The 26,537-nt window shown below is 55.2% G+C and carries 24 protein-coding genes; 15 read left to right on the top strand and 9 right to left on the bottom strand.

Features of this window, described 5'->3' with window-relative positions; translation table 11 throughout:
* Positions 1 to 7: 7 nt before the first annotated feature.
* The 7 genes from ACK13D_RS02610 to ACK13D_RS02580 all read right to left on the bottom strand — a co-directional run bounded on the left by ACK13D_RS02610 (position 8) and on the right by ACK13D_RS02580 (position 6,534).
* Positions 8 to 1,321 (bottom strand): LLM class flavin-dependent oxidoreductase, encoded by a 1,314-nt coding sequence (locus ACK13D_RS02610; protein WP_022624348.1) that lies wholly within the window; start codon positions 1,319 to 1,321, stop codon positions 8 to 10.
* 80 nt (positions 1,322 to 1,401) lie between these two features.
* Entirely contained in the window at positions 1,402 to 2,553 is a 1,152-nt protein-coding gene (locus ACK13D_RS02605; protein WP_010670378.1) for an amidohydrolase, read from the bottom strand.
* A gap of 23 nt (positions 2,554 to 2,576) precedes the next feature.
* The gene (locus ACK13D_RS02600) at positions 2,577 to 3,575 is read right to left on the bottom strand and encodes an MsnO8 family LLM class oxidoreductase (RefSeq protein WP_022624350.1); all 999 of its coding nucleotides are present in this window, start codon (positions 3,573 to 3,575) and stop codon (positions 2,577 to 2,579) included.
* A 416-nt stretch (positions 3,576 to 3,991) separates the two neighbouring features.
* Positions 3,992 to 4,567, bottom strand: coding sequence for a hypothetical protein (locus tag ACK13D_RS02595; protein WP_064690796.1), 576 nt, complete (start codon positions 4,565 to 4,567; stop codon positions 3,992 to 3,994).
* On the bottom strand, positions 4,564 to 4,926 hold the full coding sequence (locus tag ACK13D_RS02590) for a tlde1 domain-containing protein (protein WP_071941147.1): 363 nt from the start codon (positions 4,924 to 4,926) through the stop codon (positions 4,564 to 4,566). The genes ACK13D_RS02595 and ACK13D_RS02590 overlap by 4 nt, the downstream gene beginning before the upstream one ends.
* Positions 4,926 to 5,414, bottom strand: coding sequence for a type VI secretion system tube protein TssD (gene tssD / locus ACK13D_RS02585; protein WP_064690961.1), 489 nt, complete (start codon positions 5,412 to 5,414; stop codon positions 4,926 to 4,928). Before tssD ends, ACK13D_RS02590 begins: the two co-directional genes overlap by 1 nt.
* A gap of 385 nt (positions 5,415 to 5,799) precedes the next feature.
* Positions 5,800 to 6,534: a GntR family transcriptional regulator gene (locus tag ACK13D_RS02580; RefSeq protein WP_010247068.1), complete on the bottom strand. Its 735-nt coding sequence runs from the start codon at positions 6,532 to 6,534 to the stop codon at positions 5,800 to 5,802.
* Positions 6,535 to 7,110: 576 nt separating this feature from the next.
* Here ACK13D_RS02580 and ACK13D_RS02575 point away from each other — a divergent pair.
* Genes ACK13D_RS02575 through ACK13D_RS02565 form a run of 3 tightly spaced genes read left to right on the top strand, consistent with a single transcriptional unit; the run spans position 7,111 to position 9,294 of the window.
* Positions 7,111 to 7,560 (top strand): PTS sugar transporter subunit IIA, encoded by a 450-nt coding sequence (locus ACK13D_RS02575; RefSeq protein ID WP_010247067.1) that lies wholly within the window; start codon positions 7,111 to 7,113, stop codon positions 7,558 to 7,560.
* A 48-nt stretch (positions 7,561 to 7,608) separates the two neighbouring features.
* The gene (locus ACK13D_RS02570) at positions 7,609 to 7,881 is read left to right on the top strand and encodes a PTS sugar transporter subunit IIB (RefSeq protein ID WP_010247066.1); all 273 of its coding nucleotides are present in this window, start codon (positions 7,609 to 7,611) and stop codon (positions 7,879 to 7,881) included.
* Between the two features lie 39 nt (positions 7,882 to 7,920).
* The gene (locus ACK13D_RS02565; RefSeq protein WP_418795600.1) at positions 7,921 to 9,294 is read left to right on the top strand and encodes a PTS ascorbate transporter subunit IIC; all 1,374 of its coding nucleotides are present in this window, start codon (positions 7,921 to 7,923) and stop codon (positions 9,292 to 9,294) included.
* Between the two features lie 115 nt (positions 9,295 to 9,409).
* On the opposite strand, the gene ACK13D_RS02560 is transcribed toward ACK13D_RS02565, so the two are convergent.
* On the bottom strand, positions 9,410 to 9,823 hold the full coding sequence (locus ACK13D_RS02560) for a helix-turn-helix domain-containing protein (protein ID WP_010247064.1): 414 nt from the start codon (positions 9,821 to 9,823) through the stop codon (positions 9,410 to 9,412).
* On the bottom strand, positions 9,820 to 10,131 hold the full coding sequence (locus ACK13D_RS02555) for a type II toxin-antitoxin system HigB family toxin (RefSeq protein WP_010247063.1): 312 nt from the start codon (positions 10,129 to 10,131) through the stop codon (positions 9,820 to 9,822). Before ACK13D_RS02555 ends, ACK13D_RS02560 begins: the two co-directional genes overlap by 4 nt.
* Before the next feature lie 440 nt (positions 10,132 to 10,571).
* Between ACK13D_RS02555 and ACK13D_RS02550 the strand changes: the two genes are divergently transcribed.
* From ACK13D_RS02550 to ACK13D_RS02495, 12 genes are all read left to right on the top strand, one after another.
* Positions 10,572 to 12,125, top strand: coding sequence for a pyridoxal phosphate-dependent decarboxylase family protein (locus ACK13D_RS02550; RefSeq protein ID WP_418795598.1), 1,554 nt, complete (start codon positions 10,572 to 10,574; stop codon positions 12,123 to 12,125).
* A 10-nt stretch (positions 12,126 to 12,135) separates the two neighbouring features.
* The gene (locus ACK13D_RS02545; RefSeq protein WP_010247061.1) at positions 12,136 to 13,428 is read left to right on the top strand and encodes a lysine N(6)-hydroxylase/L-ornithine N(5)-oxygenase family protein; all 1,293 of its coding nucleotides are present in this window, start codon (positions 12,136 to 12,138) and stop codon (positions 13,426 to 13,428) included.
* A 1-nt stretch (position 13,429) separates the two neighbouring features.
* A complete protein-coding gene (locus ACK13D_RS02540; RefSeq protein ID WP_404543459.1) occupies positions 13,430 to 15,784 on the top strand; it encodes a GNAT family N-acetyltransferase in 2,355 nt (784 codons plus the stop codon).
* 77 nt (positions 15,785 to 15,861) lie between these two features.
* Positions 15,862 to 17,088: an MFS transporter gene (locus tag ACK13D_RS02535; RefSeq protein WP_124890597.1), complete on the top strand. Its 1,227-nt coding sequence runs from the start codon at positions 15,862 to 15,864 to the stop codon at positions 17,086 to 17,088.
* Positions 17,089 to 17,311: 223 nt separating this feature from the next.
* Positions 17,312 to 18,946, top strand: coding sequence for a TIGR04028 family ABC transporter substrate-binding protein (locus ACK13D_RS02530; RefSeq protein WP_050498569.1), 1,635 nt, complete (start codon positions 17,312 to 17,314; stop codon positions 18,944 to 18,946).
* Between the two features lie 12 nt (positions 18,947 to 18,958).
* Positions 18,959 to 19,900, top strand: a complete 942-nt coding sequence (locus ACK13D_RS02525) for an ABC transporter permease (RefSeq protein WP_418795594.1) — start codon at positions 18,959 to 18,961, stop codon at positions 19,898 to 19,900.
* The gene (locus ACK13D_RS02520) at positions 19,897 to 20,748 is read left to right on the top strand and encodes an ABC transporter permease (RefSeq protein ID WP_346551545.1); all 852 of its coding nucleotides are present in this window, start codon (positions 19,897 to 19,899) and stop codon (positions 20,746 to 20,748) included. The genes ACK13D_RS02525 and ACK13D_RS02520 overlap by 4 nt, the downstream gene beginning before the upstream one ends.
* A complete protein-coding gene (locus ACK13D_RS02515) occupies positions 20,745 to 22,364 on the top strand; it encodes a dipeptide ABC transporter ATP-binding protein (protein WP_418795593.1) in 1,620 nt (539 codons plus the stop codon). The genes ACK13D_RS02520 and ACK13D_RS02515 overlap by 4 nt, the downstream gene beginning before the upstream one ends.
* Positions 22,361 to 23,368, top strand: coding sequence for a putative FMN-dependent luciferase-like monooxygenase (locus ACK13D_RS02510; protein WP_418795592.1), 1,008 nt, complete (start codon positions 22,361 to 22,363; stop codon positions 23,366 to 23,368). The genes ACK13D_RS02515 and ACK13D_RS02510 overlap by 4 nt, the downstream gene beginning before the upstream one ends.
* Positions 23,365 to 24,465 (top strand): alkylhydroperoxidase domain protein, encoded by a 1,101-nt coding sequence (locus ACK13D_RS02505; RefSeq protein ID WP_418795591.1) that lies wholly within the window; start codon positions 23,365 to 23,367, stop codon positions 24,463 to 24,465. The genes ACK13D_RS02510 and ACK13D_RS02505 overlap by 4 nt, the downstream gene beginning before the upstream one ends.
* 2 nt (positions 24,466 to 24,467) lie before the next feature.
* Positions 24,468 to 25,607, top strand: a complete 1,140-nt coding sequence (locus ACK13D_RS02500; RefSeq protein ID WP_022624362.1) for an amidohydrolase — start codon at positions 24,468 to 24,470, stop codon at positions 25,605 to 25,607.
* Between the two features lie 20 nt (positions 25,608 to 25,627).
* Complete coding sequence (locus ACK13D_RS02495; RefSeq protein ID WP_187515503.1) at positions 25,628 to 26,473, top strand: VOC family protein; 846 nt, start codon at positions 25,628 to 25,630, stop codon at positions 26,471 to 26,473.
* Positions 26,474 to 26,537 lie beyond the last annotated feature (64 nt).

Here is a 26,537-nt window from a genome sequence, read left to right as displayed (position 1 = left end):
TGTGCTCTTATTGTGAGGTGAACTGATTAACGGGTTGTTTCAGGGCGAAGCTGTCACGAAGCGTGCTGCCCGGATAGTCGCGGCGCGTCAGGCCGCGAGCCTGCAAAATCGGCACCACGCGGTCGACAAAACGTTCAAAGGTATCGGGCGTGCCGCCATTAATGATGAAGCCGTCAGTAGCCTGGGTTTCAAACCAGAGCTGCAGGCCATCCGCCACCTCTTCCGGCGTGCCGTGAAACAGCGGGCGTGGCGTTGCCGCTTCCAGTGCGGCCTGGCGCAGGGTATGCCCATGCTGCTGTGCTTTGCGTTTGATCTCGTCGGTGGTGCTGCGGAAGCTGTTCTGACCGATGTCACCGATATCCGGGAACGGCTGATCCAGCGGATACTGTGAGAAGTCGTGATGGTCGAAGAAACGCCCGAGGTAGTTAAGCGCATCGGTAATCGACACCAGCGCCGCCGTGGTCTGATACTGGCGTTCCACGTCCTCGGCATCATCGCCAACAATCACGCTGACACCCTGGAAGATGTGCAAATCGTCTGGCTGACGGCCATTCGCCACCAGTTGCTGTTTCACATCCTGGTAAAATGCCTGCGCCTCTTCACGCGTCGGCTGATGGGTGAAGATGGCGTCAGCATGACGCGCCGCCAGTTTTTTACCGTCGTCGGACGCGCCCGCCTGGAAGATAATCGGACGACCCTGCGGCGTGCGGGCGATGTTCAGCGGCCCCTGTACCTGGAAGAAATCACCGTGATGATCGAGCGTGTGCAGCTTCGCCGGATCGAAAAATTGTCCGCTGGCCTTATCACGTACAAAAGCATCCTGCTCCCACGAATCCCACAATCCTTTCACCACCTGCAGATACTCATCGGCAATGCGGTAACGCAATGCGTGCTCCGGGTGCTGCTGGCGTGAGAAGTTTTTGGCCGAGCCTTCCAGCGGTGACGTCACCACGTTCCAGCCTGCACGCCCGCCGCTGAGATGATCAAGGCTGGCAAACTGACGCGCCACGGTGAAGGGCTCGCTGTAAGAGGTCGATACCGTGCCAACCAGCCCCAGATGTTCAGTGACGCCCGCCAGCGCCGAGAGCAGCGTCAGCGGCTCAAAGCGATTCAGAAAGTGCGGGATCGACTTTTCATTAATAAACAACCCGTCGGCGACAAACAGAAAATCGAGTTTGCCCTGCTCCGCCTTGCGGGCGATTTTTTTGGCGTAATCCAGATTAATACTGGCATCGGCCTGCGCCGCCGGATGGCGCCAGGCAGACATGTTTCCCGATGCGCCATGCAGAATGGTACCCAGCCGAAGTTGTCTTGTGGTCATGATGCTCTCTCTTTTTTAGTCGTAGCGATGCCCGACGACGGTGGTCAGAACCGTCGTGCTTTAGCGGGTTGCAGATGAATTCAGTTCAGAATGGCTTCCCGACATCGCGCGTTAAGATGTTGCAGCGCCTGGCGGGCCAGTCGGGCGAAGTAGTCGGCGGCGGGCGCAATCAGCGCCTCATCCGGGGTAAAGCTGGCATGGTGCAGACCAAAGTCACTGGCGCTGCCGATGCTGACAAACGCCCCCGGCACCTGTTGCAGATAAAAGGCAAAATCCTCCCCCAGCAGATGGAGATCGGCGGTCTGCACCCGATAGCCCGCCTGCTGCGCCACTTCGCTGCTGAAGGTCGCCCAGTGCGCATCGTTGATCAGCACTGGCGGGCCAGGATGCCAGCTCAGGGTTGCCTGCGCGCCATTGGCGTCGGCGAAGTGCTCAACCAGCGTGCGCACCCGCTGTTCCAGTTCGGCGCGCACCTGTAAATCGTGGGTTCGGGCCGTGCCGCCAAACTCAACGCCGCCGGGTAATACATTCCAGCTTTTGCCGCCGTCGATGCGGGTAATGCTCAGTACCAGACTGTCCAGGGCACTGAAGCTGCGGCTGGTGAGTCCCTGTAACGCCTGGATAATCTGGCTGGCCGTCACAATGCTGTCGACACCCTGCTCCGGATACGCGGCATGTGCCCCTTTGCCGGTGACGCGGATAATAAATTTGTCAGCATTCGCGTAGAACGCCCCGCTGCGGGTGGCAAAGGTGCCGACGGGCAGCGAAGGCTCGTTGTGCATTCCGAAGATAGCCTGCACCTTATCCAGTACGCCTGCCTCAATGAACTGACGCGCCCCGCGCGCTATCTCTTCAGCGGGCTGGAACAGGATGCGCACCCGGCCAGCTAACCGATCGGCTTGTGCGTTGAGCTGTAACGCCGCACCCAGCATCACCGCGCTGTGCAGGTCATGGCCGCAGGCGTGCATCACGCCAGGATGGCGGGAGTGAAAACGCACCCCGCTCGCCTCATGGATCGGCAGCGCATCGATGTCGGCGCGCAGCGCGATCACCGTCTCTCCGCTGCCAATTTCTGCCACCACGCCGGTTTCCAGTGGATAGTCCAGCAGCCGGATGCCCGCCGCCTGCAACCAGCCCCGCAGTCGCGCGGTGGTGGCGAACTCCTGACCCGACAGCTCCGGCCAGGTGTGCAGTTCGCGTCGCCATTCAATCAGTTGTGACTCAGGGTTCATGATGACTCTCCACTGACGGGGATTCAGGCTGCGACCAGATGATGCGTGGCCAGCAGTTCAAGTGACTGCAGACGTGCAACCGGCTCAGTAATCGGCGTGTCGATAACAAACTCATCAATGTCAAAATTATGATGCAGCGCGTCCAGCTGGGCATGAACCTGCGCCGCCGTGCCTTTCAGAAGTGACGGCGTGCGCGGCTCAATCTGATAATCGCGGTATCCACCCTGACGCACATAGCGCTCCGCCTGTTCCAGACTGGCGACGTTGACGCTGGGGCCATCTTTCACCGCTACATGGTAGTGACGAAGATTGGCTACCAGCAGGTCAGCCCCGGCGGGTGAGTCGGCCACCACCACCTGCACGGCCACCAGGGCGCGCTGACCCTGGCTCAGGCGGGAGTAGGTACTCAGTGCGTGCTCCAGCAACTGGCGGTCGCCATTAAGGTGAGCGGCAAAGACAAACTGCCAGCCCAGACTCGCGGCCAGCCGGGCGCTCTCTTCACTGGCACCCAGCAGAAAACGGTTCGCCGGACGTGGCGGCAGTGGCGTGGCGGCTAAACCCTCATCGTCAGGATCAGCCTGACCGGGCTTCAGCCAGCTATCCAGCAGTTGAAGCTGTTCGGCAAAGCTCCCTTTTTTAGCGGCATCAACACCCTGTTGCAGCGCATGGGTGGAGAGTGGAAGTCCGCCCGGCGCTTTGCCCACGCCGAGGTCAATGCGGCCCGGCGCCAGCGAAGCGAGCAGATTAAAGTTCTCTGCCACTTTATAAGGGCTGTAGTGCTGCAACATCACGCCGCCCGATCCGACGCGAATATGTCGTGTCTGGGCAATGATCCAGGCAATTAATACCTCAGGTGAAGGACTGGCCAGCTGCGCGGTGTTGTGATGTTCCGCCAGCCAGAAGCGGTGATAACCCCACTCCTCTGCCCGCTGCGCCATCTGCAGCGTGCGCTGCAGCGCCGCAGTGGGTGATTCACCCTGCAGCACGGGCGCTTTATCTAACAGACTTAATCGATATGCCATTCACCTGGTCCTTGTTCATTCCGGTTGCAGACCAGTGTGCTGCGCAGCCGATCATTGGTAAAACATCATATTGTTTTATGCATTATTGATTTCGTCATAATGGAGAACAGTGAGAAGTGAAAGAGGGAAAACGGGCACTGAAACAGGGAATCAGGTAGATATTTTGCGTATAACGCTATTCGTTGCCTGATATTCAGGTGAGTAAAATCGGTTTGATGGCAAAGGTTTGCAGAAAATCGTCTTACGTATGGAGAGATGACAGTTGTTGTTAGCCGCGACTGCAGGAATTTCATTCATCAGGGATTGAGCATTACTGAGTCGACTCTTAACGGGGCAGAAAAATGAGGCTGGCAAATAAGTCTTGTAAGCATTCGTACAAGTCAGAGGCTACACAGCATGTAGCCTCCGGAATATTGTTAACTGGCCGTAACCTGGCTGATCATTACGCCCTTGATTGTGCTGTTTTCACGATAATATTGAAGGCAATTCAACTGAGTAAATTCTCCGTATCGACGTGAATCATTGCAATATTGGTTAATTTTCTCTTCTGGCTTACTGGAGAACGTCGAGAACAGAGTGTCTGAAGATGCGTTGAGTAAAGGGATACCTGTAACAGAGACATTCAAATACCCTTTATATTCAGAACACTCTTTTTTCGTTCCCTCGCTCGCAATGGCTATCGTCGTTAAGTCTCCCTGCCCCATCTCATTATCCGAAATAAACCAGAAGTTTACATTTCTGGATGTGAGGCAGAGCCACGATGCCTGATTATCCTGGTTAACCACAGCTCCGGTCTGTTTTGCAATGTCTTCAAGGCGGCTAAACTCCATTGCAAAAAGCCTGTCACCAATGATTACTTCGGGAACTAAGTCTTTGCGTGTGTCGTGATAAGTGACGGATGATTTGTCATCATAATAACTGGCGCCGAAGCCAGTCATCTGAGTAGCCATCACAGCAGGAGAAAATATTGTAATGATAAGAAGTGATTTCATTTAACATTTAACTCCCTGTCACCACTTGCCCATATGCTTTTTCTTACACTGAGTGAAGCGATTATACAACCTTCAGATGAATCCAGCGGATGCTTCTTGCTTGCTCCATGAATGCGAAACGCAGAGCGGCCACACATGGCATTGCTCAGAGCGGGTGTGAGGTCGAGAGTATATTTTCCGGTATGAACTGAATTATGCGGAGAACCAATGGTATAACTGCCCCTGGGTAGTGGGCCTTTGCTGCTTACGCACTCCTGAGAAAAATCATTCTTATAACCTGTCGCCCCGGCGTAATCTGCGGTGTATGTTTCACCATTGCGGCTGAAGGTGTGTGTTGTGACATCATATTCCCATGCCATTATCCATTCCTCTCGTTCCATGAATCAGAATAAATGACATTGCCGTCCAGATAATGCCATGTAATTTTTTTATAGGAAAAATCAATAAACTCAGCATGATTGTGCCTGGCCCACTGGTGTTTTTTAACATCCATCATCAGGGAATCTACTTCTGTAACCTTAATGTTCTCAAGGCTGGTTCTAAAATACTCCTCCTCCTGTCCGTTATTATTTATTCTATAGAATTTAAATACTGCTGACTTTAATGTCTTCCCTGTACACAGGGCTTTGTAAAGCCAGGGAGAAGAACTGTCAATTTCTTTCATAAATGAGAATGAACTATGTAAGCATTTTGCAGTGATTTTTCCGGTTAAAGTATCTGTGGGTTGTTCAATAGAGTGCATTAGTTCGCTAACTTCTATACTTCCCTCTCTGCCTTTTACATCAACGCTTCCTTTTATGGTTTTACCACTATCATCCATAAGCCATAGATAAACTGGAATAGTCATTACAAACTCCCTTTTATTATCAGACAGTGTAATAATCATCTGTTATATCTTTTTAGCAAGAGAGTATTGGAAGGGTTTTTGATATCAATCAAGTGATGGCATTTCTTTGGGTTTTTTAGCGAACAAACAAGTTAAGCCATCAAGTAATTACTCATGTACATTAAAATCATAATGATATTGAACAACTTTATTTTTAGATGAAAGATCATTTTGTCTGATGGTACCGAGAGCGGCTGATTAAAGCATGCTGCCTGGCACACTTGCTTACATGCCAAAGCGCAAACTCCATCCCGGAGTCAGCTGATTCAGGATCGCTTGCCTGTCGATGTCTGCGCAAAGTAATAGCGTTGATATGCGTAAAAACAGGTGTCCAAAGCGTATTTTTCTAAGGCCGTTGCGAATTTTGTTTCAACGGGAAAAATCGGGTGTTGATAAGCGCCACATTCACTTCACAGGGAACGCCGTCGTCGAGATAAACGGTTTCATTAAGCTGAATGACAGCATCCCCTTCTGCTAAATTAAGCAGAGTAAGCGACTGTGTATCCGTAAGATTGACGGCCGTTAAATGCTGGTCCCTTAGCTGCACTTTCTTACCGGTAACTTCTTCAATGTAGGCATATTTTGATAGTTCCAGCTTGCTGAACTCCATGCTGCTAAACATATTAACCGGCAGGTGAATATGTTCCAGAGCTACCGGGATGTCATCGAAACACATCAGGCGTAAAATTTTATAGATCTGATCGCTGTTTTTAATACGCAGCGCCTGAGCGATATCAGCAGAAGGAACCTTGATTATGCTGACCGATATGATTTTTCTTACACCTTTATGGCCATTTCTTTGCGCCTGGTAATCAAAAGGTGAAAGCACATGATATCGGTTCGCCTGGCTGCTCATCTCCGTGGAACCGACAAAAATACCCGACCCTTTAACCCGGTAAATTCTCTGCTGCTCCACCAGAATGCGTGTGGCTTCACGCACCGTTGCGCGAGTAATGCCGATGCTTTTGGCAATTGATATTTCGGTATCCAGTTTCTCTCCGGGTCGAAGGCCATCATCCTTAATTTTATTGAGGATGTAATCAACAACCTCTTTTTGTTTTTCAGTAATGCCATCAACCATTGGCTTTCTTCCCGTTTGAGTGAAGGACAGACTCCCTCTAATCCGTGTCAGTACAGTTCTGCCTGACATTGCCGGATGAGTACCACTTCCGCTAGCTGAATATGTGATCAACTTATCAAATTGGCACTGATGTTAAGCCTGATAAGCAATATTTTAACTTTACATGTTGTGTCCGTACACGTCGAAGGACATCATCAGGATGACTAGACACCTTTAACATGTACAGATGTGATGACCGTTGTGAAATATAACCCCATCTGAACAATGAGAAAATATTTTTTTAATAACTACATGAAAATCATGACTTTTAAGGATGTTACCTCCTTTTACTACATTCGATTTTTGTCTCGCTCTGCTGACAGAAAGTTTATCTAAAAAAGTGATAACGGGGGTTTTGAGGGAAACTGACTGTACATACTCAGGAATTTATGAAAAATCGGAATGCATAACAGGCCCTGTTCCGGTTGAGAAAATTTTATATGAGATGGGTTATGCGTAACCGGGAGCAGGCAAACGCCACACGGTTTATGCGTTTAGTTAAATTTTATTGCGCATTTAAACAGGAGGAGTAAGACGATGTCACACCTGGCTAAGTGGTTAAATAACGAGAAAATCCAGTACGTCGAAAGCGTGACTGACTGGCAGGAAGCGTTAGTTATTGCGGGACGTCCTCTGCTCAGTGAGGGCGCAATATCGCAGGATTATATTGATGCGATTATTCAGCAAAAAGAGGAGATCGGCCCCTTTTTTGTCATCGCGCCCCAGATTGCCATGCCCCACGCACGCCCGGAACAAGGCGCACACAAACTGGGGTTGTCGATTGTGCTGCTGGGTACAGCAGTGAAATTTGACTCCGAAGAAAACGATCCGGTGAAGGCTATTTTCATGTTTGCCGCACCGGACAGTAATAGCCATATCGAAATGATCTCCCAGCTGGCGGAAGTGCTGTCCGATGAAGAGATCATGGCGCAGATATTCAATGCGAGCAGCAAAGAAGCGCTCATGACGATTTTATCAGGCGTTTAGTCTGCCCGTTGAAACGCGACTTTTAATCATTAGTTAATGAGGTTTGATATGAAAATTATGGCGGTGTGTGGTTCAGGTTTAGGCAGCAGCTTCATGATGGAAATGAACATAAAGAAAGTGCTTAAAACGATCGGTGTTGAAGCTGAAGTGGAACATTCGGATCTCGGCTCTGTCACCCCCGATGTGGCGGATGTTTTTGTTATGGCCAAAGACATTGCTTATAGCGCAAACCTTCCTGAACAGAAGGTCATCATCATTAATAACATCATTGACCTGAAAGAAGTGGAGCAGAAAATACGTGAGTATTTTGAGAAAAAGTGACGCTAATAATTAGATAAACACCTTACCCTCGAGGTTAATATGTTTACTCAAAATCTTTTGCAGTTCGTCGTCGACGTGCTGAAAGTACCCTCTATATTAGTCGGACTGGTGGCATTTTTCGGACTGATTGCGCAGAAGAAGCCGTTTCCTGATGTTATCAAGGGCACGGTAAAAACTATTCTGGGCTTTCTGGTGCTGGCAGGCGGTGCGACCGTTCTGGTCGGTTCACTGACGCCACTGGGCGACATTTTCAAACATGCGTTTGATGTTCAGGGCATCATTCCTAATAACGAAGCGATGGTCTCTATCGCTCTGGCAAAATATGGTGCGCCTACCACGATGATCATGGCCTTCGGCATGGTCGCCAACATCGTTGTCGCTCGCTTCACCCGACTGAAATATATCTATCTGTCAGGGCATGTGACGTTCTATATGGCCTGTATGATCGCGATTATTTTATCGGTTGCTGGTTTTGAAGATATTCAGCTTATTTACACCGGGTCACTGCTGTTGGGCATTCTGATGGCCACCTTCCCGGCGATCGCCCAGCCCTATATGCGTAAGATCATTGGTGGCGATCATGTCGCGCTGGCGCATACCGGGACAATTGGCTATGTCTTATCAGGCTGGATCGGCTCTTTGGTAGGCAAAGGATCTAAATCCACCGAAGAGATGAACATGCCAAAAAACCTCAGTTTTTTGCGTGACAGTACCATCTCGATCTCTCTGACGATGATGATTATCTACTTAATCCTGTCGGTGTCTGCCGGTAAAGAATATGTAGAGGCTAATTTCAGCAATGGTCAGAACTACCTTGTTTACTCCTTTATCCAGGCCATTACCTTCGCGGCGGGTGTCTTTATCATTCTGCAGGGTGTGCGCTTAATCCTGGCTGAAATTGTCCCTGCCTTTACCGGCTTTTCAGAAAAACTGGTTCCGGAAGCCAGACCGGCGCTGGATTGCCCGATTGTTTTCCCCTACGCCCCGAATGCGGTGCTGGTTGGCTTTATCTCCAGCTTTGTCGGTGGCCTGGTGGGGCTGTTTGTTCTCGGTCAGCTGCATTGGGTATTGATTCTGCCGGGTGTGGTTCCTCACTTCTTCTGTGGCGCTACGGCTGGCGTGTTTGGTAATGCGACCGGCGGCAAGCGTGGTGCGATTTGCGGTGCCTTTGCTCATGGCCTGTTAATCACCTTCCTGCCTGTCGCCCTGCTGCCGGTACTCGGACAGATAGGGCTGACCAACACCACCTTCTCGGATACCGACTTCGGCGTCACCGGCATCCTGCTGGGTAATATGGCTCACTTTATGGATAAGGGAACCATTACTATGATTATCACCGGCATTTTTGGCTTGTTAGTGATTTATAACTTTACGGCTAAAAAGAAGGTGCCTGTAGAAACGAATGCAGGGTAATAGTAACGCTTAATGGCAACCAGAAAGGGCAATGAGCGCTTTCTGGTTGTTTGCGGAATACCTTCATCATTCAGTTTCCAGAAAAAAAACCGCACTCATATAAGTTCAGGCTAAGTTATTCAGCGAATGCTTCAAACGGCAGGTTAAAACGCGCTGCCAGTCGGGCTTTATGTTTATCCGTCAAAGGACGATCACCACGCAGGATACGACTGACATAAGAGCGCTGCCCTATTTCATCCGCAAAAGAGGATTGAGTCAGGCCGTGCTGATCCATGATGACTCGCAAAAGTGCTACTCCGCGCGGAATAGCATCAGTACGCGCGTTAAACGCAGCGAACTCAGGGGCGCTGTTTTCGTATCGGGCGACTTTATCAGACAGTATCTCTACTAACGGGCTGTCCGGCTGGTGCTCAACCAGATATTCAACCAGTTCCAGCGCCTGCTCGTAGTCCCTTTTATCGGTACTGCCTCCCAGAAAGGGAACAATTCTGACCAGGTCATTGGTCGCCTGGATTGCTTCGGTAATCATTCTTTACTCTCCCGGTACTTCTTCACCAGCTTGTCATATTCCGCATGCGTCACGATGTGTTTGATAAAAATTTTGCCGCGATCAAAGTCAGCATAAAACATGATTCTCAGGCTGTTTCCGCCCACATCGATTACCCACCACTTTTCCCGGTACTTCATGCGGTCAAGGCTCTGAAAGCGAATTTTCAGCGCATCTGGCGTGGCAAAGTTTTCGTCCCTTAGGACCAGATAAGCCGCATCCAGTGCGGAGGCATGATTTGGATAAATTATTGCCGCTTCCCTGAACGGCCCTCTTGAGATGATATGCATTTTTCTCTCAAACTTTCCATGTTGGAAACATTCTAACCCACAAAGCTAATGTTTCCAACATGGAACACACGCAGATGAGTTCTGAATGAATTGCTGGCGCTAAACCTAGTAAAAAAAGGATTATTCCGATCCAGAAAAGTGATCAACATCACATTTTCAACATTAGACATACTAATAAATAAAATTTAACAACAAAACATTTGAATGATAATGATTAACATTTACACTCTCATCCGCATATAACAAAGCGTTTAACGCTGCCAAATCCACAAATAATATGCGGTATTTACTCTTTTTAAGGTGAAAACACTAATCCATTTAATGGTCAGGGTTTTTATCTGGTTAGTTAGTTTTATGTTTACTGGAGTTGTTGAGCGGACATCCAACGCTGCTGACCTTACGTCGGCAGGGTCACTGGTATTAACGCACAGGAACTGAACATGCTTTTACGCTCATCCACTCAGGCGGCACAGGATCTCGCGCCAGCATCCAATGCCAGCGGTGCCGAAACGGCTATTTTTAACCATCAGCAACTGGCGGCCTGGTCGCAGCAGACTCAGGAGGTGCTGGCGCTGATGACCCGTACCGTTACCGGCGTTGAGAAGCCTTTCAGCGGTATCCTGCCCCATGAACTGGCGGCGGAATTCAGTGAGGTCGATCTCGATCGTCCGCTGGGTAACAACGATGACGCCCTGACAGAGCTGAGTCAGCTCTATCTGCGTGACGCCGTCTGGTTTCACCACCCTAAATATCTGGCGCACCTGAACTGCCCGGTCGTGCTGCCCTCTCTGATGGCTGAGCAGATTATGGCGGCAGTGAATAGCTCGGTCGACACCTGGGATCAGAGCGCAGGCGGTACGCTGATTGAGCAGAAGGTGATCGACTGGACGCTTGGCCGCATCGGTCTGCCTGCCGGATCTGATGGGATCTTCACCAGCGGCGGCACCCAATCCAACCTGATGGCAATGCTGCTGGCGCGTGATAGCTGGTGCGCGGCACATCATCCGGGGCATCTGATTAAACATCGCGGCCTGCCTGAGACCGCGTCGAAATGGCGAGTGTTTACCTCCAAACTCAGCCACTTCAGCATCCAGAAATCGATGGCGATTTTAGGGCTGGGCTATGACGCAGTTATCGCCGTTGATCACGACGCCCACTACCGTATGGACGCAGCGTGCCTGGCGCAGGAGATCGAAAAATGTCGCAGTGAAGGGCTGATCCCGATTGCTGTGGTTGCCACCAGCGGCACCACGGACTTTGGCAGCATCGATCCGCTGCCGGAGATTGCCCGTCTTTGTGACAATTATGGTTTGTGGATGCACGTTGACGCCGCTTACGGCTGTGGGCTACTGGTCTCAGAAAATCATCGCTCACGCCTGAATGGCATTGAACGGGCTGATTCCGTCACCGTCGATTATCACAAATCTTTCTTCCAGACCGTCAGCTGCGGTGCGTTCTTTGTGCGGGACAGCCACAATCTGAAGCATGTCACGCACCATGCAGATTACCTGAATCCGCTCAGCGCCCAGCAGGAAGGCACACCGAATCTGGTCAACAAAAGCATTCAGACCACCCGCCGATTTGATGCGTTAAAAATGTGGCTGACCCTGCGCGTGATGGGTCCGGCGGCGCTGGGTGACGCTTTCGATACGCTGATAGAGCTGACACAGGCGGCTCATGAGCGGTTAACTGCGCATCCTGCTATCGAAGTGCTGCACGCGCCTGAGCTGACTACCCAGATTTTCCGCTACGTGCCCGGCAAAAACGCCAGCGACGCACAGATCGACGAAATCAACGCCGCTATCCGTAAAGCGCTCTTCCGCTCCGGCAACGCAGTGATTGCAGGAACCAAAGTCGATGGGCGTCAGTACCTGAAATTCACCCTGTTAAATCCCACCACGACCATCGCCGACATCGAAGATGTGCTGAGCCTGATCGCGCACTATGGACGCGAGCAGGTACGTGCGTCTGCGCTGAACGCGGCGAAACAGTGAGAGCTCTGAAATGAATAATTCCGTTTACGATTTTATTGGTATCGGTATCGGCCCTTTCAACCTGAGTCTGGCCTGTCTGAGTGAGCCGGTTGAGGGACTGAACGGTCTTTTCCTGGATGAGAACCCGGGCTTTGACTGGCACACCGGCATGATGCTGGAAAATGCCCATCTGCAGACGCCGTTTATGGCCGATCTGGTGACGCTCGCCGATCCGACCAGCCCTTACAGCCTGCTTAACTACATGAAGGAAAAGGGGAAATTATACTCTTTTTATATCCGTGAAGACTTCTTCCTGATGCGCAAAGAGTATAATCAGTACTGCCAGTGGGCCAGTTCACGGCTCTCTAATCTGCGCTGGAACAGCCACGTTGAGTATGTCAGCTACGATGAGGCGGCTGGCGTCTATCAACTCCAGGTGACCGACACCCGGAATGGTCAGAAACAGAACTATCTGGCACGACATCTGATCCTCGGCACCGGGCCTAAAGCCTGGATGCCGGAGTGCAGCCAGCCGCACCGCCAGCGCCTGACGCACTCAAGCCACTATCTGGTCAACAAAGCGGAACTGCAGCAGAAGCGTTCCATCACCGTGCTGGGCAGCGGCCAGAGCGCGGCAGAAATCTACTACGACCTGCTGACCGATATCGACCGCTTTGGCTATCAGCTCAACTGGATCACCCGCGCGCCGCGCTTCTATCCGCTGGAGTACACCAAGCTCACGCTGGAGATGACCTCGCCGGAGTGGGTCGACTATTTCCACGCGCTGCCCGCCAGCACCCGGGACGAACTGAATGCGCGCCACAAGAATCTCTACAAAGGCATCAACAGCAGCCTGATTAACGACATTTATGACCTGATGTATGTAAAACAGCTCGATGGCGATCTGAACGTTAACCTGTTTACTCACTCGGCGCTGACCGCTATGCGCTGGCTGCCACAGGGAGAGTTCGAGCTGACGCTGCATCAGGAGGAGCAGGATTGCACCTTCACCCGTCGCACCGAAGGACTGGTGATGGCGACCGGCTATCACTACCAGCCACCGATGTTTTTAGAGGGCATCAACGCCCGCCTGCGCTGGGATGACAAAGGCCGCTACGACGTGCAGCGCAACTACAGCATCGATTATCACAATCAGATCTTTGTGCAGAACGCCGAACTGCACACCCACGGCTTTGTTACGCCGGATCTCGGCATGGCCTGCTACCGCAACTCGGTGCTGCTGCGCGAACTGACCGGACGCGAGGTCTACCCGATCGAGCGTCAGATTGCCTTCCAGACCTTCCCGGCTAAATCGGAGCACTGAGATGAGTTCACAAACACTGTTCAGCGCCGCCCGCCCCGCAGGCCAGTTCACCCTGAGGCCCATGCTCGCCAGCGATGCGCCGCTGGTTCATAGCTGGGTCACCCGCGATTACGCCCGCTTCTGGGGCATGCAGCAGCAGAGCCTGAATCAGGTCGCTGAGTTCTACCAGACGCTGACCAAAGCCGATCCCCATGCTGCGCTGATTGGTTGCTGCAACGACCAGCCGGTCTGCCTGATTGAGTGCTATCGCGCCTGCGACGATGAGGTCGGCAAGTTTTATCCTGCCGCACCCGATGATTACGGCATGCATATTCTGATTGCCCCCGCCAGCCAGCCGATCAGAGCCTTCAGCTGGCAGGTCTTCACGCTGGTGATGGACTACATGTTCAGCCGCCCCGAGGTGCGCCGCGTGGTGGTAGAGCCAGATGTGCGCAATGAGAAGATTCACGTGCTGAATAAGCGTGCCGGGTTCCGCTATCAGCACACCATCGACATGGGTCATAAAACCGCCTGGCTGGCCTTTTGCCAGCGGGAAGATTATCAACACGCGTTACTGCAGGAGTCGCAGACTATGAACACCCCCTCTTCGCTGATGAACGGTACACATCTGACGGGCGACCACTGGGCGCAGGCAAACCGCATGCTGATCCGTAAAGCGATTGCCGAGTTCGCGCATGAGAAAATCATTACGCCACAGGAGTCGGGCGACGGCAGCTATCAGCTTGCGGTGCCAGGCGGTGAAGCGAGCTACCATTTCCGGGCGTCGCGGCTGGCGCTGGATCACTGGGAAATCGACGCCGGCTCACTGCGCAAGCAGGAGAACGGTCGTGATCTGCCGCTGGATGCGCTGAAATTTATCGTGGAGTTTAACGGGGAGATCGGTATTACACAGGCACTGCTGGCGACCTACATGGAAGAGATCAGCAGCACGCTGTGCAGCAGCGTTTATAAGCTGCAGAAGAATAATCCTGACAGCCAGGCGCTGGTCTCAGCCGATTTCCAGACGGTGGAAGCGGCGATGACCGAAGGCCATCCCTGCTTTGTTGCCAACAACGGGCGTATTGGCTTCGATGCCCATGATTATCTGGCGTATGCGCCCGAGGCCGCCGCGCCCGTTCACCTCATCTGGGTCGCGGTTCATCGCCGCAACGCCCATTTCTCCAGCCTCAGCGAGCTGAGCTATGAGCAGTTGATGCGTGATGAACTGGGCGACACCACTCTGGAGCAGTTTACTGCGCAGCTGGTGAATAAAGGGCTGGCGGTTGAGGAGTATATCCTGATGCCGGTGCATCCGTGGCAGTGGCAGAACAAACTGCTGACCGTATTTGCGGCGGACATCGCCAGTCACGATATTGTTTATCTCGGCACCGGAGACGATGCTTACCAGGCGCAGCAGTCGATCCGCACCTTCTTTAACCGCAGCCAGCCCACGAAGCGCTACGTGAAAACCGCCCTGTCGGTGCTGAACATGGGCTTTATGCGCGGACTGTCCCCCTACTATATGGCGACAACGCCTGCGATAAACGGCTGGCTGGAACAACTGGTTGCTGGCGATGCGTGGCTGAATCGCTGTGATTTCCGCATCCTGCGCGAAGTCGCGGCGGTCGGCTATCACAACCGCTACTATGAGCAGGCGATCAAAGGCGACTCCGCCTATAAAAAGATGTTCGCTGCGCTGTGGCGGGATAATCCTGCGGCCAGCCTGCAGCCCGGCCAGCGTCTGATGACCATGGCCTCTTTCCTGCACGTCGATCACCATCAGCAGGCACTGCTGCCAGCGCTGATAGCGGATTCTGGTTTGCCCGCGAAGCAGTGGATAGAACGCTACCTGACCTGCTATCTCAGCCCGCTGCTGCACTGCTTCTATCAGCATGACCTGGTGTTTATGCCGCACGGTGAAAACCTCATCATGCTGCTGGAGAACAACGTGCCGGTCAGTGCATACATGAAGGATATCGGCGAAGAGATCGCCGTGATGAATCCGGATGCGGTGCTGCCGGAAGGCGTGCAGCGTCTGGCGGTGGATGTGCCGGAGAACCTGAAGCTGCTCTCGATCTTCACCGATGTGTTTGACTGCATCTTCCGCTTTATCAGCGCGATTCTGCATCAGTCAGGAACGCTGCCGGAGGAAGAGTTCTGGCAGGCGGTGGCGCAGTGCGTGAAGGATTACCAGCAGGCGCACCCGGAGCATGCCACTAAGTTCGCGCGCTATGACATGTTCGCGCCGGAGTTTACCCGCTCCTGTCTGAACCGCCTGCAGCTGGCGAATAACCAGCAGATGATAAACCTCGCCGATCCCGCTGAGAATCTCAAGTTCGCCGGAACGCTGAACAACCCGATTGCCCGCTGGCGATAAGCGTTACACCGTCACGCTGAAATTATGCGGTCACCCTGGTGGCCGCTTTTTTAATGGCTTTATCGCAGGTATCCGTAATGGTTTCTTTCGAACCGGTCGCGCAACTGACCCGACGACATCTGATCTTCCCGCTGTCGCTGGTGTTGTTTGAGTTCGCTACCTATATCGCTCACGACATGATCCAGCCCGGCATGCTGCTGGTGACTCAGGAATTTAAGGTCGGGCCGGAGTGGGTCTCTACTTCGCTCACCGCCTATCTGGCCGGTGGCATTATGCTGCAATGGCTGCTTGGCCCCCTCTCTGACCGTATCGGGCGGCGTCCGGTGCTACTTAGCGGCGTGGCCTTTTTTATGCTCTCGTGTGTGGCGACGCACTGGGTGCAAAGCATTGAGCAGTTCGTCCTGCTGCGTTTTCTGCAGGGCGTCAGCCTCTGTTTTATTGGCGCGGTAGGCTACGCGGCGGTGCAGGAGGCATTTACGGAATCGCTCAGTATCAAAATGATGGCGCTGATGGCCAACGTCGCCCTGCTGGCCCCGCTGGCCGGTCCGCTGGCGGGCGCGGCTTTTCTTACTGTGGGTGAATGGCGCACCCTGTTCTGGCTGATTGGCGCTATTGCGGCGCTGGCGCTGGCAGGTCTGTGGTATGCGATGCCCGAAACTGCAGGTGACCGGCAGAAACCGCTGTCGCTGCGATCGATTATCAGCGGTTACGCGGCATTGCTGAAGGATCGTCAGGTGATGCGCGGCTCGCTGGCCATCGGGCTGGTCACCGTGCCCTGCATCGCATGGGTCGCATTGTCGCCGGTGATATTAATCCACGATGCGGGACTCAGCCGCATCGGCTATGCGTTGTTACAGCTGCCGGTCTTCGCCGCCATGATTGCGGGCAACCTGACGCTGGGACGCTTATCCAGCCGTCTGCCCATTGAACAGCCGTTACGGCTCGGTGCCTGGCCGGTGGTCTGCGGGCTGGCAATCGCAGTAACCGCTACCGTGCTAAATCCGCAAAGCTATCTGTGGCTGACTGCCGGAATTAGCCTCTACGGCTTCGGCGCCGGGCTGGTCAGCGCCGGACTTTATCGCATGACGCTTTTTTCCAGCAGCGCCGGAAAAGGCAGCGTGGCAGCGATGCTCGGCATGGTGAGTATTCTGATTATTGCGCTGGGCATTGAAGCAGCCAAAACCGCCTATTTTAGTTACGGCACCGGCGGCTTCAGTGTGGTGAACCTGATCTGCGGTCTGCTGTGGCTGGTTCTGGTCAGCGCTTTTCTGCGTGCAGACCAGCGGAAATTGTGCGCGGAATAGCGTTCCCTGATTAATCCGCTGTTTGCCGTTGATAAAATATTACCCGGCAGGATGGCAGAAATTTATTTGCCATCCTGCAACTGAAATAAAGAGATTACATCCCGCCCAATCCCGCATTTATTTTTTTCAGATAAGCTTTGACCAAATCGTTACTTTATCTGTGTGTTGCGTCATTCGATGATGATTCCGCCTGCTGAGGCAATTGATAACAAAGGAATTCACCATGAAGACGTTATTTCCCCTTAAACCACGCGCACAAACGCTGGTTTTTACTTTACTTGCCGGGACTCTGACCTTTAACGCGGTGGCTGCACCGGTCAAAGGCGGTACGCTGATTTATCTTGAACAGCAGGCACATACCAACCTCTATCCGCCTGCCGGCGGCTTTTACCCTAATGGCGGCATTCTCAATCAGATCACCGATAAATTAACCTGGCAGAATCCCGAAACGCTGCAGGTTGAACCCTGGATTGCAGAAAGCTGGACTACCAACGCCGACAAAACCGAATACACCTTTAAATTACGGCCTGGCGTGACTTTTTCCGATGGCACACCATTAGATGCGAACGCGGTGGCGAAAAACTTTGATACCTACGGGCTGGGAAATAAAGCGCTGCGCCTGCCGGTATCGGAAGTGATTAATAACTATGAACGCAGCGAAGTGATCGACCCGCTGACGGTGAAATTCTATTTTAAAAAGCCCTCACCCGGATTTTTGCAGGGCACCGCCACCATTGGCTCTGGCCTGGTCTCGCTGAGTACCCTGGCGCGCAGTTTCGATCAGCTGGGCGATGCCCGTCACATTATCGGCTCCGGCCCGTTTGTAGTTAGTGATGAGAAGCTCGGTCGGGAGGTGGATCTGGTAGCGCGTAAAGATTATCAGTGGGGACCGAAAAACATTCAGCAGCAAGGTCCGGCCAATCTGGATGCGATAAAAGTGATCGTGACGCCGGAAGACAGCGTGCGCATCGGTGCACTGCTGGCGGGCCAGGCAGGCCTGATCCGTCAGGTGCAGGCCTACGACGAGAAGCAGGCTAAAGATCAGAACTTCCCGGTTTATGCCGCGCCGACCCGTGGCGTAAACGACAGCCTCAGCTTCCGTCCGGATAATCCGCTGGTCAGCGATATCCGGGTGCGTCAGGCGCTGCTGCACGCCACCAATGCCAAACAGGTGGTTGAGACGCTCTTCTCGCCGAACTATCCGCAGGCAACCTCGGTCGTGGCGACCACCGCCGCCGGCTACGTCAATCTGGCGGACAAACTCACTTTTGATCTGACAAAAGCGAAGGCACTGCTGGACCAGGCGGGCTGGCAACCGGGTGCCGATGGCATCCGTGAAAAAGCAGGCCAGCGACTGGCGCTAACCGTCTATGAATCACTGCCGCAGCCGCAAAACAAAGAGGTGCTGCAACTGGTGGCACAGCAGTGGCGCCAGGCGGGCGTCGCCCTCAGCGTTAAAGCGGGCGATGCCGGCAGCAAAACGCTGGATAATCTCGACCCCCTTAAGACCCCGTTGAACGTCACCGAAGTCGGCCGCGCCGATCCCGACGTGATCAAAAGCAGCTTCTACCCGGCTAACCGCGACAACCTGCTGCAGAAAGGCGGCTCCAGCGACAAAGTGAAAAACTTCCGCGATGACAAGCTGAACCAGCTTCTGGTCGCCATCTCCGCTGAAGTTGACCCGGCAAAACGTTTACAGCTGACCGGTGACGTTCAGCGTTATCTGCTGGACCAGGCCTATGTGATTCCGATCTTCGAAGAGCCGCAGGTCTATGCCGGTGCGCCCTGGCTGAAAGGGGTCAGTTTTGAAGCGGTGGGCCGTCCGGCACTCTATGGCGCCTGGCTGGAAAAACAGTAACCGGAGGTGAGGATGCGTCATTATCTGCTGCAACGCGCTGGCCTGGGTGTATTGGTCCTGTGGGCCGCGTTTACCCTGTCGTTTGTGCTGCTACAGGTGCTGCCAGGCGATGCGGTCCTGATCAAGTTTCAGAATCCGGATCTCGGCCTGAGTCCGCAGCAGATTGCTGAGATGCGTCAGGCCTATGGCGCGGACAGCCCGCTGTGGCAGCAATATCTGCACACGCTGGCGGCGATGCTGCACGGCGACTTCGGCTATTCGGTGCAGGCGGGCGTGCCGGTCAGTGAACTGCTGACCAGCAATCTGCCTGGCACGCTGCGACTGGCCCTGAGCGGCTTTTTGCTGGCGACACTGCTGGCATTCGTGCTGGCGACACTGTCGCGGCTGCCTGCCCTGCGCGGCCTGCGTAATCTGCTGCAGTCACTGCCCGCGCTGTTTATCTCAGTGCCGACCTTCTGGCTCGGCATAGCCCTGATTCAGCTCTTCTCATTCCAGCTGCGCTGGATCCCGGTAATCAATCCCTCACCGTGGCAGGGACTGATTCTGCCCATTATTACGGTCGCCGTGCCGATCTCAGCGCCGCTGGCTCAGATTCTGTTGCGCAGCATCGATGAGGTTTCAACCCGGCCTTTTGTGGCGGTGGCGCGCGCCAAAGGAGCCAGCGAGCACTATGTGCTGTGGCGGCACATCCTGCGCAACGCCATGCTGCCGGTGCTCACCGTGGCGGGCCTGCTGCTGGGAGAACTGATTGCCGGTGCGCTGATTACCGAAACGGTGTTTGGCCTGGGCGGTCTCGGTCAGCTGACGCAACAGGCGGTGAACAATCAGGATGTGGCGGTATTGCAGGCGGTGGTGATGATCTCCGCGCTGGGTTTTGTGGTGATCAACCTGCTGGTGGATCTGCTGATGCCGCTGTTTGACCCGCGCTTACAGCTGTTACGAGGTGCAACATGAGTCTGGTTGATTACGCTGCCGCGCGGCAACCCGTGGCGGCAAAGAGGCGCACTTTACGGTTTTCGCCGGGCCTGTGGATCGCCGTTTCAGTCATGCTGCTGGCCGTACTGGCGGCACTGTTCCCGGCCCTCTTTACCCAGGCCAGCCCGATTGAAGGAATTGCGGGTGCACAGCGACTCGCACCGCAGGCCGGACACTGGCTCGGCACCGATCAGCTTGGCCGCGATCTCTTTGCCCGCATCGTTTACGGCGCGTCCCATTCACTCTCCGCCGCCGTCATGGCGGTGGCGATCGGACTGCTGGCTGGTACCGCGCTGGGTCTGGTGGCAGGAGCTATCGGCGGCAAAACTGAATCAATTGTGATGCGCGCAGTGGATGTCCTGCTGGCGATTCCGGCGTTGCTGCTCTCTCTGAGCGTGCTGATTTTACTCGGCTTCGGCACCCTGAATGCCGCATTAGCGGTGGGCATCGCCTCCATCGCCAGCTTCGCCCGACTGGCACGCGCCGAAGTGGTGCGCATCCGTCACAGCGAGTATGTCGAAGCGGCTTACGGCAGTGGCGGCCGCTTTTTCAGCGTGCTGTGGCGTCACATTCTGCCCAATGCGCTGACGCCGGTGATCGCCTATGCCGCCCTGCAATTTGGTCAGGCGATTCTGGCGCTGTCGACTTTGAGCTTCCTCGGCTACGGCACCCCACCGCCGGTGCCGGAATGGGGTCTGTTAATCGCTGAAGGGCGTAATTATCTGGCTACCGCCTGGTGGCTGACCACTTTTCCTGGTGTGGTGGTGGTCGCTGTGGTGCTCGCAGCCAACCGCATCAGCCAGCAACTTTCAGGAGGACGCCAATGAGCGCTCAGCCGTTACTCGCGGTCAACAATCTGACGCTAAGCTATCGCAGCGGCAACCGTTGGCAGCCGGTGGTACATAGCGTCAGCTTCGAGCTGCAGCCCGGTGAGATGGTGGCGCTGGTCGGGGAGTCCGGCTCCGGTAAAACCACTACCGCACAGGCGATAATGGGTCTGATGGCGGAAAATGGCCGCCGCGAAGGGGGCGAAATCCTGCTCAACGGCGTGGATATCAGTCAGTGGTCGCAAAAGCGTTTCGATACCCTACGCGGTGCGCGCATCAGTCTGGTACCGCAGGATCCCGGTAATTCCCTGAATCCGGTGAAAACGGTCGGCGAACAGGTGGAAGAGATCCTGCGACTGCACCTGAAATTACCGTCAGCGCAGCGCCAGCAGCGGGTGGTTGACCTGCTGACTCGCGTCGGCCTCAGCCATCCGGAACAGCGGGTTAAGCAGTATCCGCATCAGCTGTCGGGCGGCATGAAGCAGCGGGTATTGATCGCCATTGCCCTCGCCCTGCAGCCGGAGATCATTATTGCGGATGAGCCGACCAGCGCGCTGGATGTCACGGTGCAAAAGCGCATTCTCGATCTGCTGGACAACCTGCGGCAGGAATCCCGCACCGCCGTGCTGTTTGTCACCCACGACCTGGCGCTGGCGGCGCAACGCGCAGATCGTATTATCGTGTTTCGTCACGGCGAGATTCAGGAATCGGGCCGCACTGAACAGGTTATCAGCGCGCCTGCTCATCCTTATACCCGTCAGTTACTGAATGATGCGGCACCGCAGCGACCCGCCAGAGTTAAATCTGCAACCGCCCGTTTTTCTGCCCCCGCCATACGGGCAACCGGCGTGATGAAAAGCTTTTCGCTGGGCAAACAGCAGCGTTTGCAGGCGCTGAACCAGGTCAGCTTTCAGGTGGCGCGCGGCACTACGCATGCACTGGTAGGCGAATCCGGCTCAGGCAAAACCACGCTGGCGCGCATCGTTATGGGTTTTGAAACCGCCGACAGCGGCGAGGTGACGCTGGATGGCATCGTGGTCAACGGATTACGCGGCGAGGCGCTGCGTCAGCTGCGGCGGAAGATCCAGTTTGTCTATCAGAACCCATTTGCCTCGCTCGATCCGCGTCAGACGCTATATGCAATTATTGAAGAGCCACTGCGTAATTTTGAGCGACTGAGCCGCAGTCAGCGCCGTGAGCGCGTAGAAGGGATGACCACGCGGGTGGCGCTGCCGCTCTCTCTTCTGTCACGTCATCCTCACGAACTTTCCGGCGGACAGCGGCAGCGGGTGGCGCTTGCGCGGGCACTGATCTGCAAGCCGGAGATTCTGGTACTGGATGAGGCGACCTCGGCGCTGGATGTCACGGTGCAGGCGCAAATCCTCGACCTGTTGCAGCAGCTCCAGGCCGAACTGGGTCTGACCTATCTGTTTATCACGCACGACCTGGCGACGGTGCGGCAGATTGCCGACAGCGTCACGGTGTTAAAAGCGGGCGAAGTCGCAGAGCAAGGTGACGTTGTCACGATTTTCAGTGCGCCACAGCATCCTTATACCCGGGAATTAATGGCTGCCATTCCTCCGCTTATTCCCTTAACCCACAAGGAGTCAGCATGAGCCGACGTCTCGGATTTTTTACCCGACTGCTGGATAAGGTGCCGGCGAAACAGCGCTACCAGCTGGCCACCGAACAGATCCAGCATGCCGAACGCTGCGGATTTGATAATGCGTGGATTGCTCAGCACCATTTTCATCAGGATGAGGGTGGTCTGCCGTCGCCACTGCTCTTCCTGGCGCATGTCGCCGCGCAGACCCGCACCATCCGGCTCGGCACCGCCATCATCACCCTGCCAATGGAAAATGCGCTGCGGGTGGCTGAAGATGCCGCAGTACTGGATCTGCTGGCAGATGGGCGGCTGGAGATCGGGCTGGGCTCCGGTGGCACGCCGGATTCTTTTTTGCCGTTTGGTCTGACCTTTGCCGAGCGCGGTGCCGCTTTTGCCGACCATCTGCATACGCTGCTCAGTGCCTGGCGCGGGGATTCACTGGGGCATCCTGATAATCATCTCTATCCCGCCGCGCCGCAACTTGCCGGACGGGTGTGGATCGCCACCTTCTCGGTTGAGGGCGCAATCCGTGCCGCTCAGGGCGGCCATGGCCTGATGCTGTCCCGCACCCAGCCGCGCCCGGCGGGCCAGCCTGAGCTGCCGCTGGATGCATTGCAGAATCCGCTGATCGATGCCTATCTTGCGGCACTTCCTGCGGGAATCATGCCGCGCATCCTCGCCTCCCGTACCGCATTCGTGGCCGATTCTGACCGCTATGCCCGTCAGGTAGCTGAACCGGGAATTCGTCAGCAGGCTGCGCAGTATCGTGGTGAATTACGCGGTGAACGCTTTGATGACCTGCTGGCGCAGTTTGATGCCCATGTTGGCGGCATCGATCAGGTGCAGCACTCGCTGGCGCAGGACAGCGCACTGGCGCGCGTCACCGACATCTCATTTCAGGTGCATTCGGTTGAGCCTTCGCATGCCGACACGCTGCGCTCGATTGAACTGATTGCCCAACATCTTGCGCCCGCGCTTCGTGCCGCTGGCGAACCTCACAGGAGAATTTCATGAATCAACCTGACGATTTGATTGCTACACTGGCAGATATCGATCCCGATTCCGAACTGGCCCATGCGCGCCAGACACGTCACGCCGCCACACAACATGCTCAGGGTAGCTACACCCTGTTGTTTAGCCAGGGTGATGAAGATTTTCCGCTGGCGGAGCGCCGTCTGCTGGCCGCACAGGTTGCCGGCTGGCATGCACAACCCGGCCTGCAGGCGCACTACCAGCCACAGGAGAGTCTGGCCGGGAGTGATCGGATCAACGCGGCACAGGCTTTTGCCCATCGCCTGACCTTTGAGCCGGTTACTGCTGCTCCCGCGCATCTGGAGGCTTTGAAACAGGCGGGCTGGAGCCTGCGCGGCATTGTCACACTGGCACAGCTGGTGGCGTTTGTCAGTTTTCAGAGCCGGTTGCTGGCGGGTCTGCGCAGCTTACAGGGCGATGAGGCACCGGATGAGGTTGCCCCGGTAGTCGCCGGTCACTGGCACGAGGCCTTACATACCGCCAGCGGCAAAACTGCCCTGACCGCGTTTACGCAAGAGGAACTCGGCTGGGAGCCCTGGCTGCCGGCAAAACCGCTGACGGAATTCAGCGAGGAAGAGCAGGCGACACTGGCAAAATTCGGTCACACCGACTCCGACTATTTTCGCCTGCTGGCGCGCAATCTGCCGTTGCTGGAGCAGCGTACCCTGACCGATAAAGGCATTTTTTATACCGCAGGAGGGCTGCCACGCGCCGAGCGCGAACTAGCTGCCACCGTGGTAAGTAAGGTCAACGGCTGCATTTACTGCGCCTCAGTCCATGCGCGTAAAGCCAGCCAGCTCTCAAAGCAGGATGAAGCGGTACAGAAGCTGCTGAATGTCGCACCCGGCGCGGTGTTATCTCACGGACACACCGCGCGCTGGCAGGCGATCATCGCATTCTCAGCAGCGCTGTCGCTGACCCCTGCCCAGCCGACACAGTCGCAGCTCTCTGCACTGCGTGAACAGGGTCTGGATACGCTCGCCCTGCTCGACCTGATTCAATCAACCGCCTTTTTTGCCTGGGCTAACCGCCTGATGCTGACGCTGGGCGAACCTTTTCTGCCGGAACAACAGGGATAATCATGACTTTGCCTTTAACCGACCAGCTGGTGCAGTGGCGTCGCGAACTGCATCAGCATCCGGAACTTTCGAATCATGAATTTGCCACCACGGAACGTATTACCCGCTGGCTGGAGCAGGCCGGGATCCGGCTGTTGCCGCTGGGGCTGAAAACCGGCGTCGTGGCTGAAATCGGTCATGGCGAACCCCTGATCGCCCTGCGCGCGGATATCGATGCATTACCGATTGAAGAAACCACCGAGCGCCCATGGCGATCACAGCAGCCGGGCGTGATGCACGCCTGTGGTCACGACGTTCACAGCGCCGTGATGCTCGGCGTGGCGTTGCAGCTGAAACAGCAGGAAGACACGCTGCAAGGCCGGGTACGGATTCTGTTTCAGCCCGCTGAAGAGACCTTTAATGGCGCACGTCAGCTGATTGATGCCGGTGCGCTGGAAGGCGTTCAGGCGATATTCGGCCTGCACAACGCGCCCGACCTGCCGCTGGGCACGCTGCGTAGTCGGGCGGGTGCGTTTTATGCCAACGTAGACCGCTTTGTTATCCGCATTGAGGGCAAAGGCGCCCATGCCGCACGACCGCAGGAGGGCATCGATTCGATTGTGATTGCCAGCCATATCGTAACAGCTCTGCAGACCCTGCCGAGCCGGGTGTTCAGCTCGCTGGAAACGGTGGTGCTGAGCGTGACGCGCTTTACCGCCGGTAATACCTGGAACGTGCTGCCACAAAGCGTTGAGCTGGAGGGCACCGTGCGCACCCACAACGGCGAAATTCGGGCGCAGATCCCGCACCGCATGCGATCCCTGATTCAGGGTATTGCCGCCGGGTTTGGTGCGACCGCCGAACTGGAGTGGACTGAAGGACCGCCGGCCCTGATTAACACGCCAGGCTGGGTGGATGTTGCTCTGGACGTTGCCCAACAGAGTGGCTATCTCGCGGAGCACGCTGAGTCGCCGCAGATGGGCGGAGAAGATTTTGCCTTCTATCTGCAGCAGGTGCCGGGGGCATTTGTCAGCATCGGCAGTGCCAGCGAATTTGGTCTGCATCACGCCGCCTTCGATCCTGATGAAGCGTTGATTGGCCCGGCGGTGGACTACTTCACGCAGCTGGTGCCGCGCGCGTTGCAGATTGTGGCGGCGCAATGACGAAAAAAAGGAGTGCTGCTATGTCAGTTCAGGTTCCACAACCGATTCTTGATCATGCTGTGATTAACGTGGCCGACCAGCTCGACAGCGCCAGCGCGCGCTTCCGAAGGCTCGGCTTTCAGCTCACTGAACGGGGTCATCACTCGCTGGGATCGAGTAATCACCTGGCTATTTTTGGTGAGAACTACCTGGAACTGCTGGGCTATGAGACGGGCAAAGGGAGCCAGCGCGCCGATCTCTGGCAATCGCCGCTGGGATTGAGCGGTCTGGTGTGGAAAAGCAGCGATGCAGAGAGTGAGTTTCAGCATCTGCAACGGCAGGATCTGGATGGCGATCCGCCAGCGGCTTTTCATCGTCCGGTTACCCTGCCCGACGGTTCGGTGAGTGAAGCGCACTTTAGGACCGTACGGATTCGCCCTTCGCTGGTACCCAATGGCCGCAGCTTTTTTTGCCAGCATCTGACGCCCGAAGCGGTATGGCAGCCGGCATGGCAGCGTCACCCCAATGGCGTGCGTAATATCAGTGAGTTTGTGATTGTCGCGCAGGATCCGGCGCTTTCAGCGCTGGTCTATAGCCGCCTGTTTGGGGCCGCTAAGGTGCTCGCCTGTCCCGAAGGCGCCTTTGTCCTGCGCGCGGGGGCTGCCACGGTTCGTTTTGCTTCGGCAGACTATGCGCAGCAGCGATTTGGCCCGCTGCCGGAAGACTATGATGGCAGCGCCCGGATGGTCGCGCTGGGTTTTGAGACGGAAGATCTCGACCTGGTGAAACGCGCGCTGGTGAAGGGTGAAATTGCCTTTCAGGAGCAGCACGAGGCGATTGTGGTGGAGTCGGCAGAAGGTTTTAACCTGGCACTGCGTTTTACCTGAGTGCAGATTCAGGAGGTGATGAAAAACGCCTCAAGTGAGGCGTTTCTTCAGAGCACGGACCGAT

It is taken from the genome of Pantoea sp. K16 (genome assembly GCF_048452805.1).
Lineage (GTDB): Bacteria > Pseudomonadota > Gammaproteobacteria > Enterobacterales > Enterobacteriaceae > Pantoea > Pantoea agglomerans.
Note: the sequence above shows the minus strand (reverse complement) of the source record. Positions and strands in the feature narration are given on the sequence as shown.

What these genes read in the sequence shown, in the direction of transcription:
- ACK13D_RS02605 (WP_010670378.1), bottom strand. Translation starts at nt 2,553, where the DNA reads ATGAACCCTGAGTCACAACTGATTGAATGGCGACGCGAACTGCACACC.
- ACK13D_RS02550 (WP_418795598.1), top strand. Translation starts at nt 10,572, where the DNA reads ATGCTTTTACGCTCATCCACTCAGGCGGCACAGGATCTCGCGCCAGCA.
- ACK13D_RS02535 (WP_124890597.1), top strand. Translation starts at nt 15,862, where the DNA reads ATGGTTTCTTTCGAACCGGTCGCGCAACTGACCCGACGACATCTGATC.
- ACK13D_RS02500 (WP_022624362.1), top strand. Translation starts at nt 24,468, where the DNA reads ATGACTTTGCCTTTAACCGACCAGCTGGTGCAGTGGCGTCGCGAACTG.
- ACK13D_RS02565 (WP_418795600.1), top strand. Translation starts at nt 7,921, where the DNA reads ATGTTTACTCAAAATCTTTTGCAGTTCGTCGTCGACGTGCTGAAAGTA.
- ACK13D_RS02610 (WP_022624348.1), bottom strand. Translation starts at nt 1,321, where the DNA reads ATGACCACAAGACAACTTCGGCTGGGTACCATTCTGCATGGCGCATCG.
- ACK13D_RS02590 (WP_071941147.1), bottom strand. Translation starts at nt 4,926, where the DNA reads ATGGCATGGGAATATGATGTCACAACACACACCTTCAGCCGCAATGGT.
- ACK13D_RS02510 (WP_418795592.1), top strand. Translation starts at nt 22,361, where the DNA reads ATGAGCCGACGTCTCGGATTTTTTACCCGACTGCTGGATAAGGTGCCG.
- ACK13D_RS02540 (WP_404543459.1), top strand. Translation starts at nt 13,430, where the DNA reads ATGAGTTCACAAACACTGTTCAGCGCCGCCCGCCCCGCAGGCCAGTTC.
- ACK13D_RS02560 (WP_010247064.1), bottom strand. Translation starts at nt 9,823, where the DNA reads ATGATTACCGAAGCAATCCAGGCGACCAATGACCTGGTCAGAATTGTT.
- ACK13D_RS02495 (WP_187515503.1), top strand. Translation starts at nt 25,628, where the DNA reads ATGTCAGTTCAGGTTCCACAACCGATTCTTGATCATGCTGTGATTAAC.
- ACK13D_RS02595 (WP_064690796.1), bottom strand. Translation starts at nt 4,567, where the DNA reads ATGAAATCACTTCTTATCATTACAATATTTTCTCCTGCTGTGATGGCT.
- ACK13D_RS02520 (WP_346551545.1), top strand. Translation starts at nt 19,897, where the DNA reads ATGAGTCTGGTTGATTACGCTGCCGCGCGGCAACCCGTGGCGGCAAAG.
- ACK13D_RS02575 (WP_010247067.1), top strand. Translation starts at nt 7,111, where the DNA reads ATGTCACACCTGGCTAAGTGGTTAAATAACGAGAAAATCCAGTACGTC.
- ACK13D_RS02525 (WP_418795594.1), top strand. Translation starts at nt 18,959, where the DNA reads ATGCGTCATTATCTGCTGCAACGCGCTGGCCTGGGTGTATTGGTCCTG.
- ACK13D_RS02505 (WP_418795591.1), top strand. Translation starts at nt 23,365, where the DNA reads ATGAATCAACCTGACGATTTGATTGCTACACTGGCAGATATCGATCCC.
- ACK13D_RS02530 (WP_050498569.1), top strand. Translation starts at nt 17,312, where the DNA reads ATGAAGACGTTATTTCCCCTTAAACCACGCGCACAAACGCTGGTTTTT.
- ACK13D_RS02555 (WP_010247063.1), bottom strand. Translation starts at nt 10,131, where the DNA reads ATGCATATCATCTCAAGAGGGCCGTTCAGGGAAGCGGCAATAATTTAT.
- ACK13D_RS02570 (WP_010247066.1), top strand. Translation starts at nt 7,609, where the DNA reads ATGAAAATTATGGCGGTGTGTGGTTCAGGTTTAGGCAGCAGCTTCATG.
- ACK13D_RS02545 (WP_010247061.1), top strand. Translation starts at nt 12,136, where the DNA reads ATGAATAATTCCGTTTACGATTTTATTGGTATCGGTATCGGCCCTTTC.
- tssD (WP_064690961.1), bottom strand. Translation starts at nt 5,414, where the DNA reads ATGACTATTCCAGTTTATCTATGGCTTATGGATGATAGTGGTAAAACC.
- ACK13D_RS02580 (WP_010247068.1), bottom strand. Translation starts at nt 6,534, where the DNA reads ATGGTTGATGGCATTACTGAAAAACAAAAAGAGGTTGTTGATTACATC.
- ACK13D_RS02515 (WP_418795593.1), top strand. Translation starts at nt 20,745, where the DNA reads ATGAGCGCTCAGCCGTTACTCGCGGTCAACAATCTGACGCTAAGCTAT.
- ACK13D_RS02600 (WP_022624350.1), bottom strand. Translation starts at nt 3,575, where the DNA reads ATGGCATATCGATTAAGTCTGTTAGATAAAGCGCCCGTGCTGCAGGGT.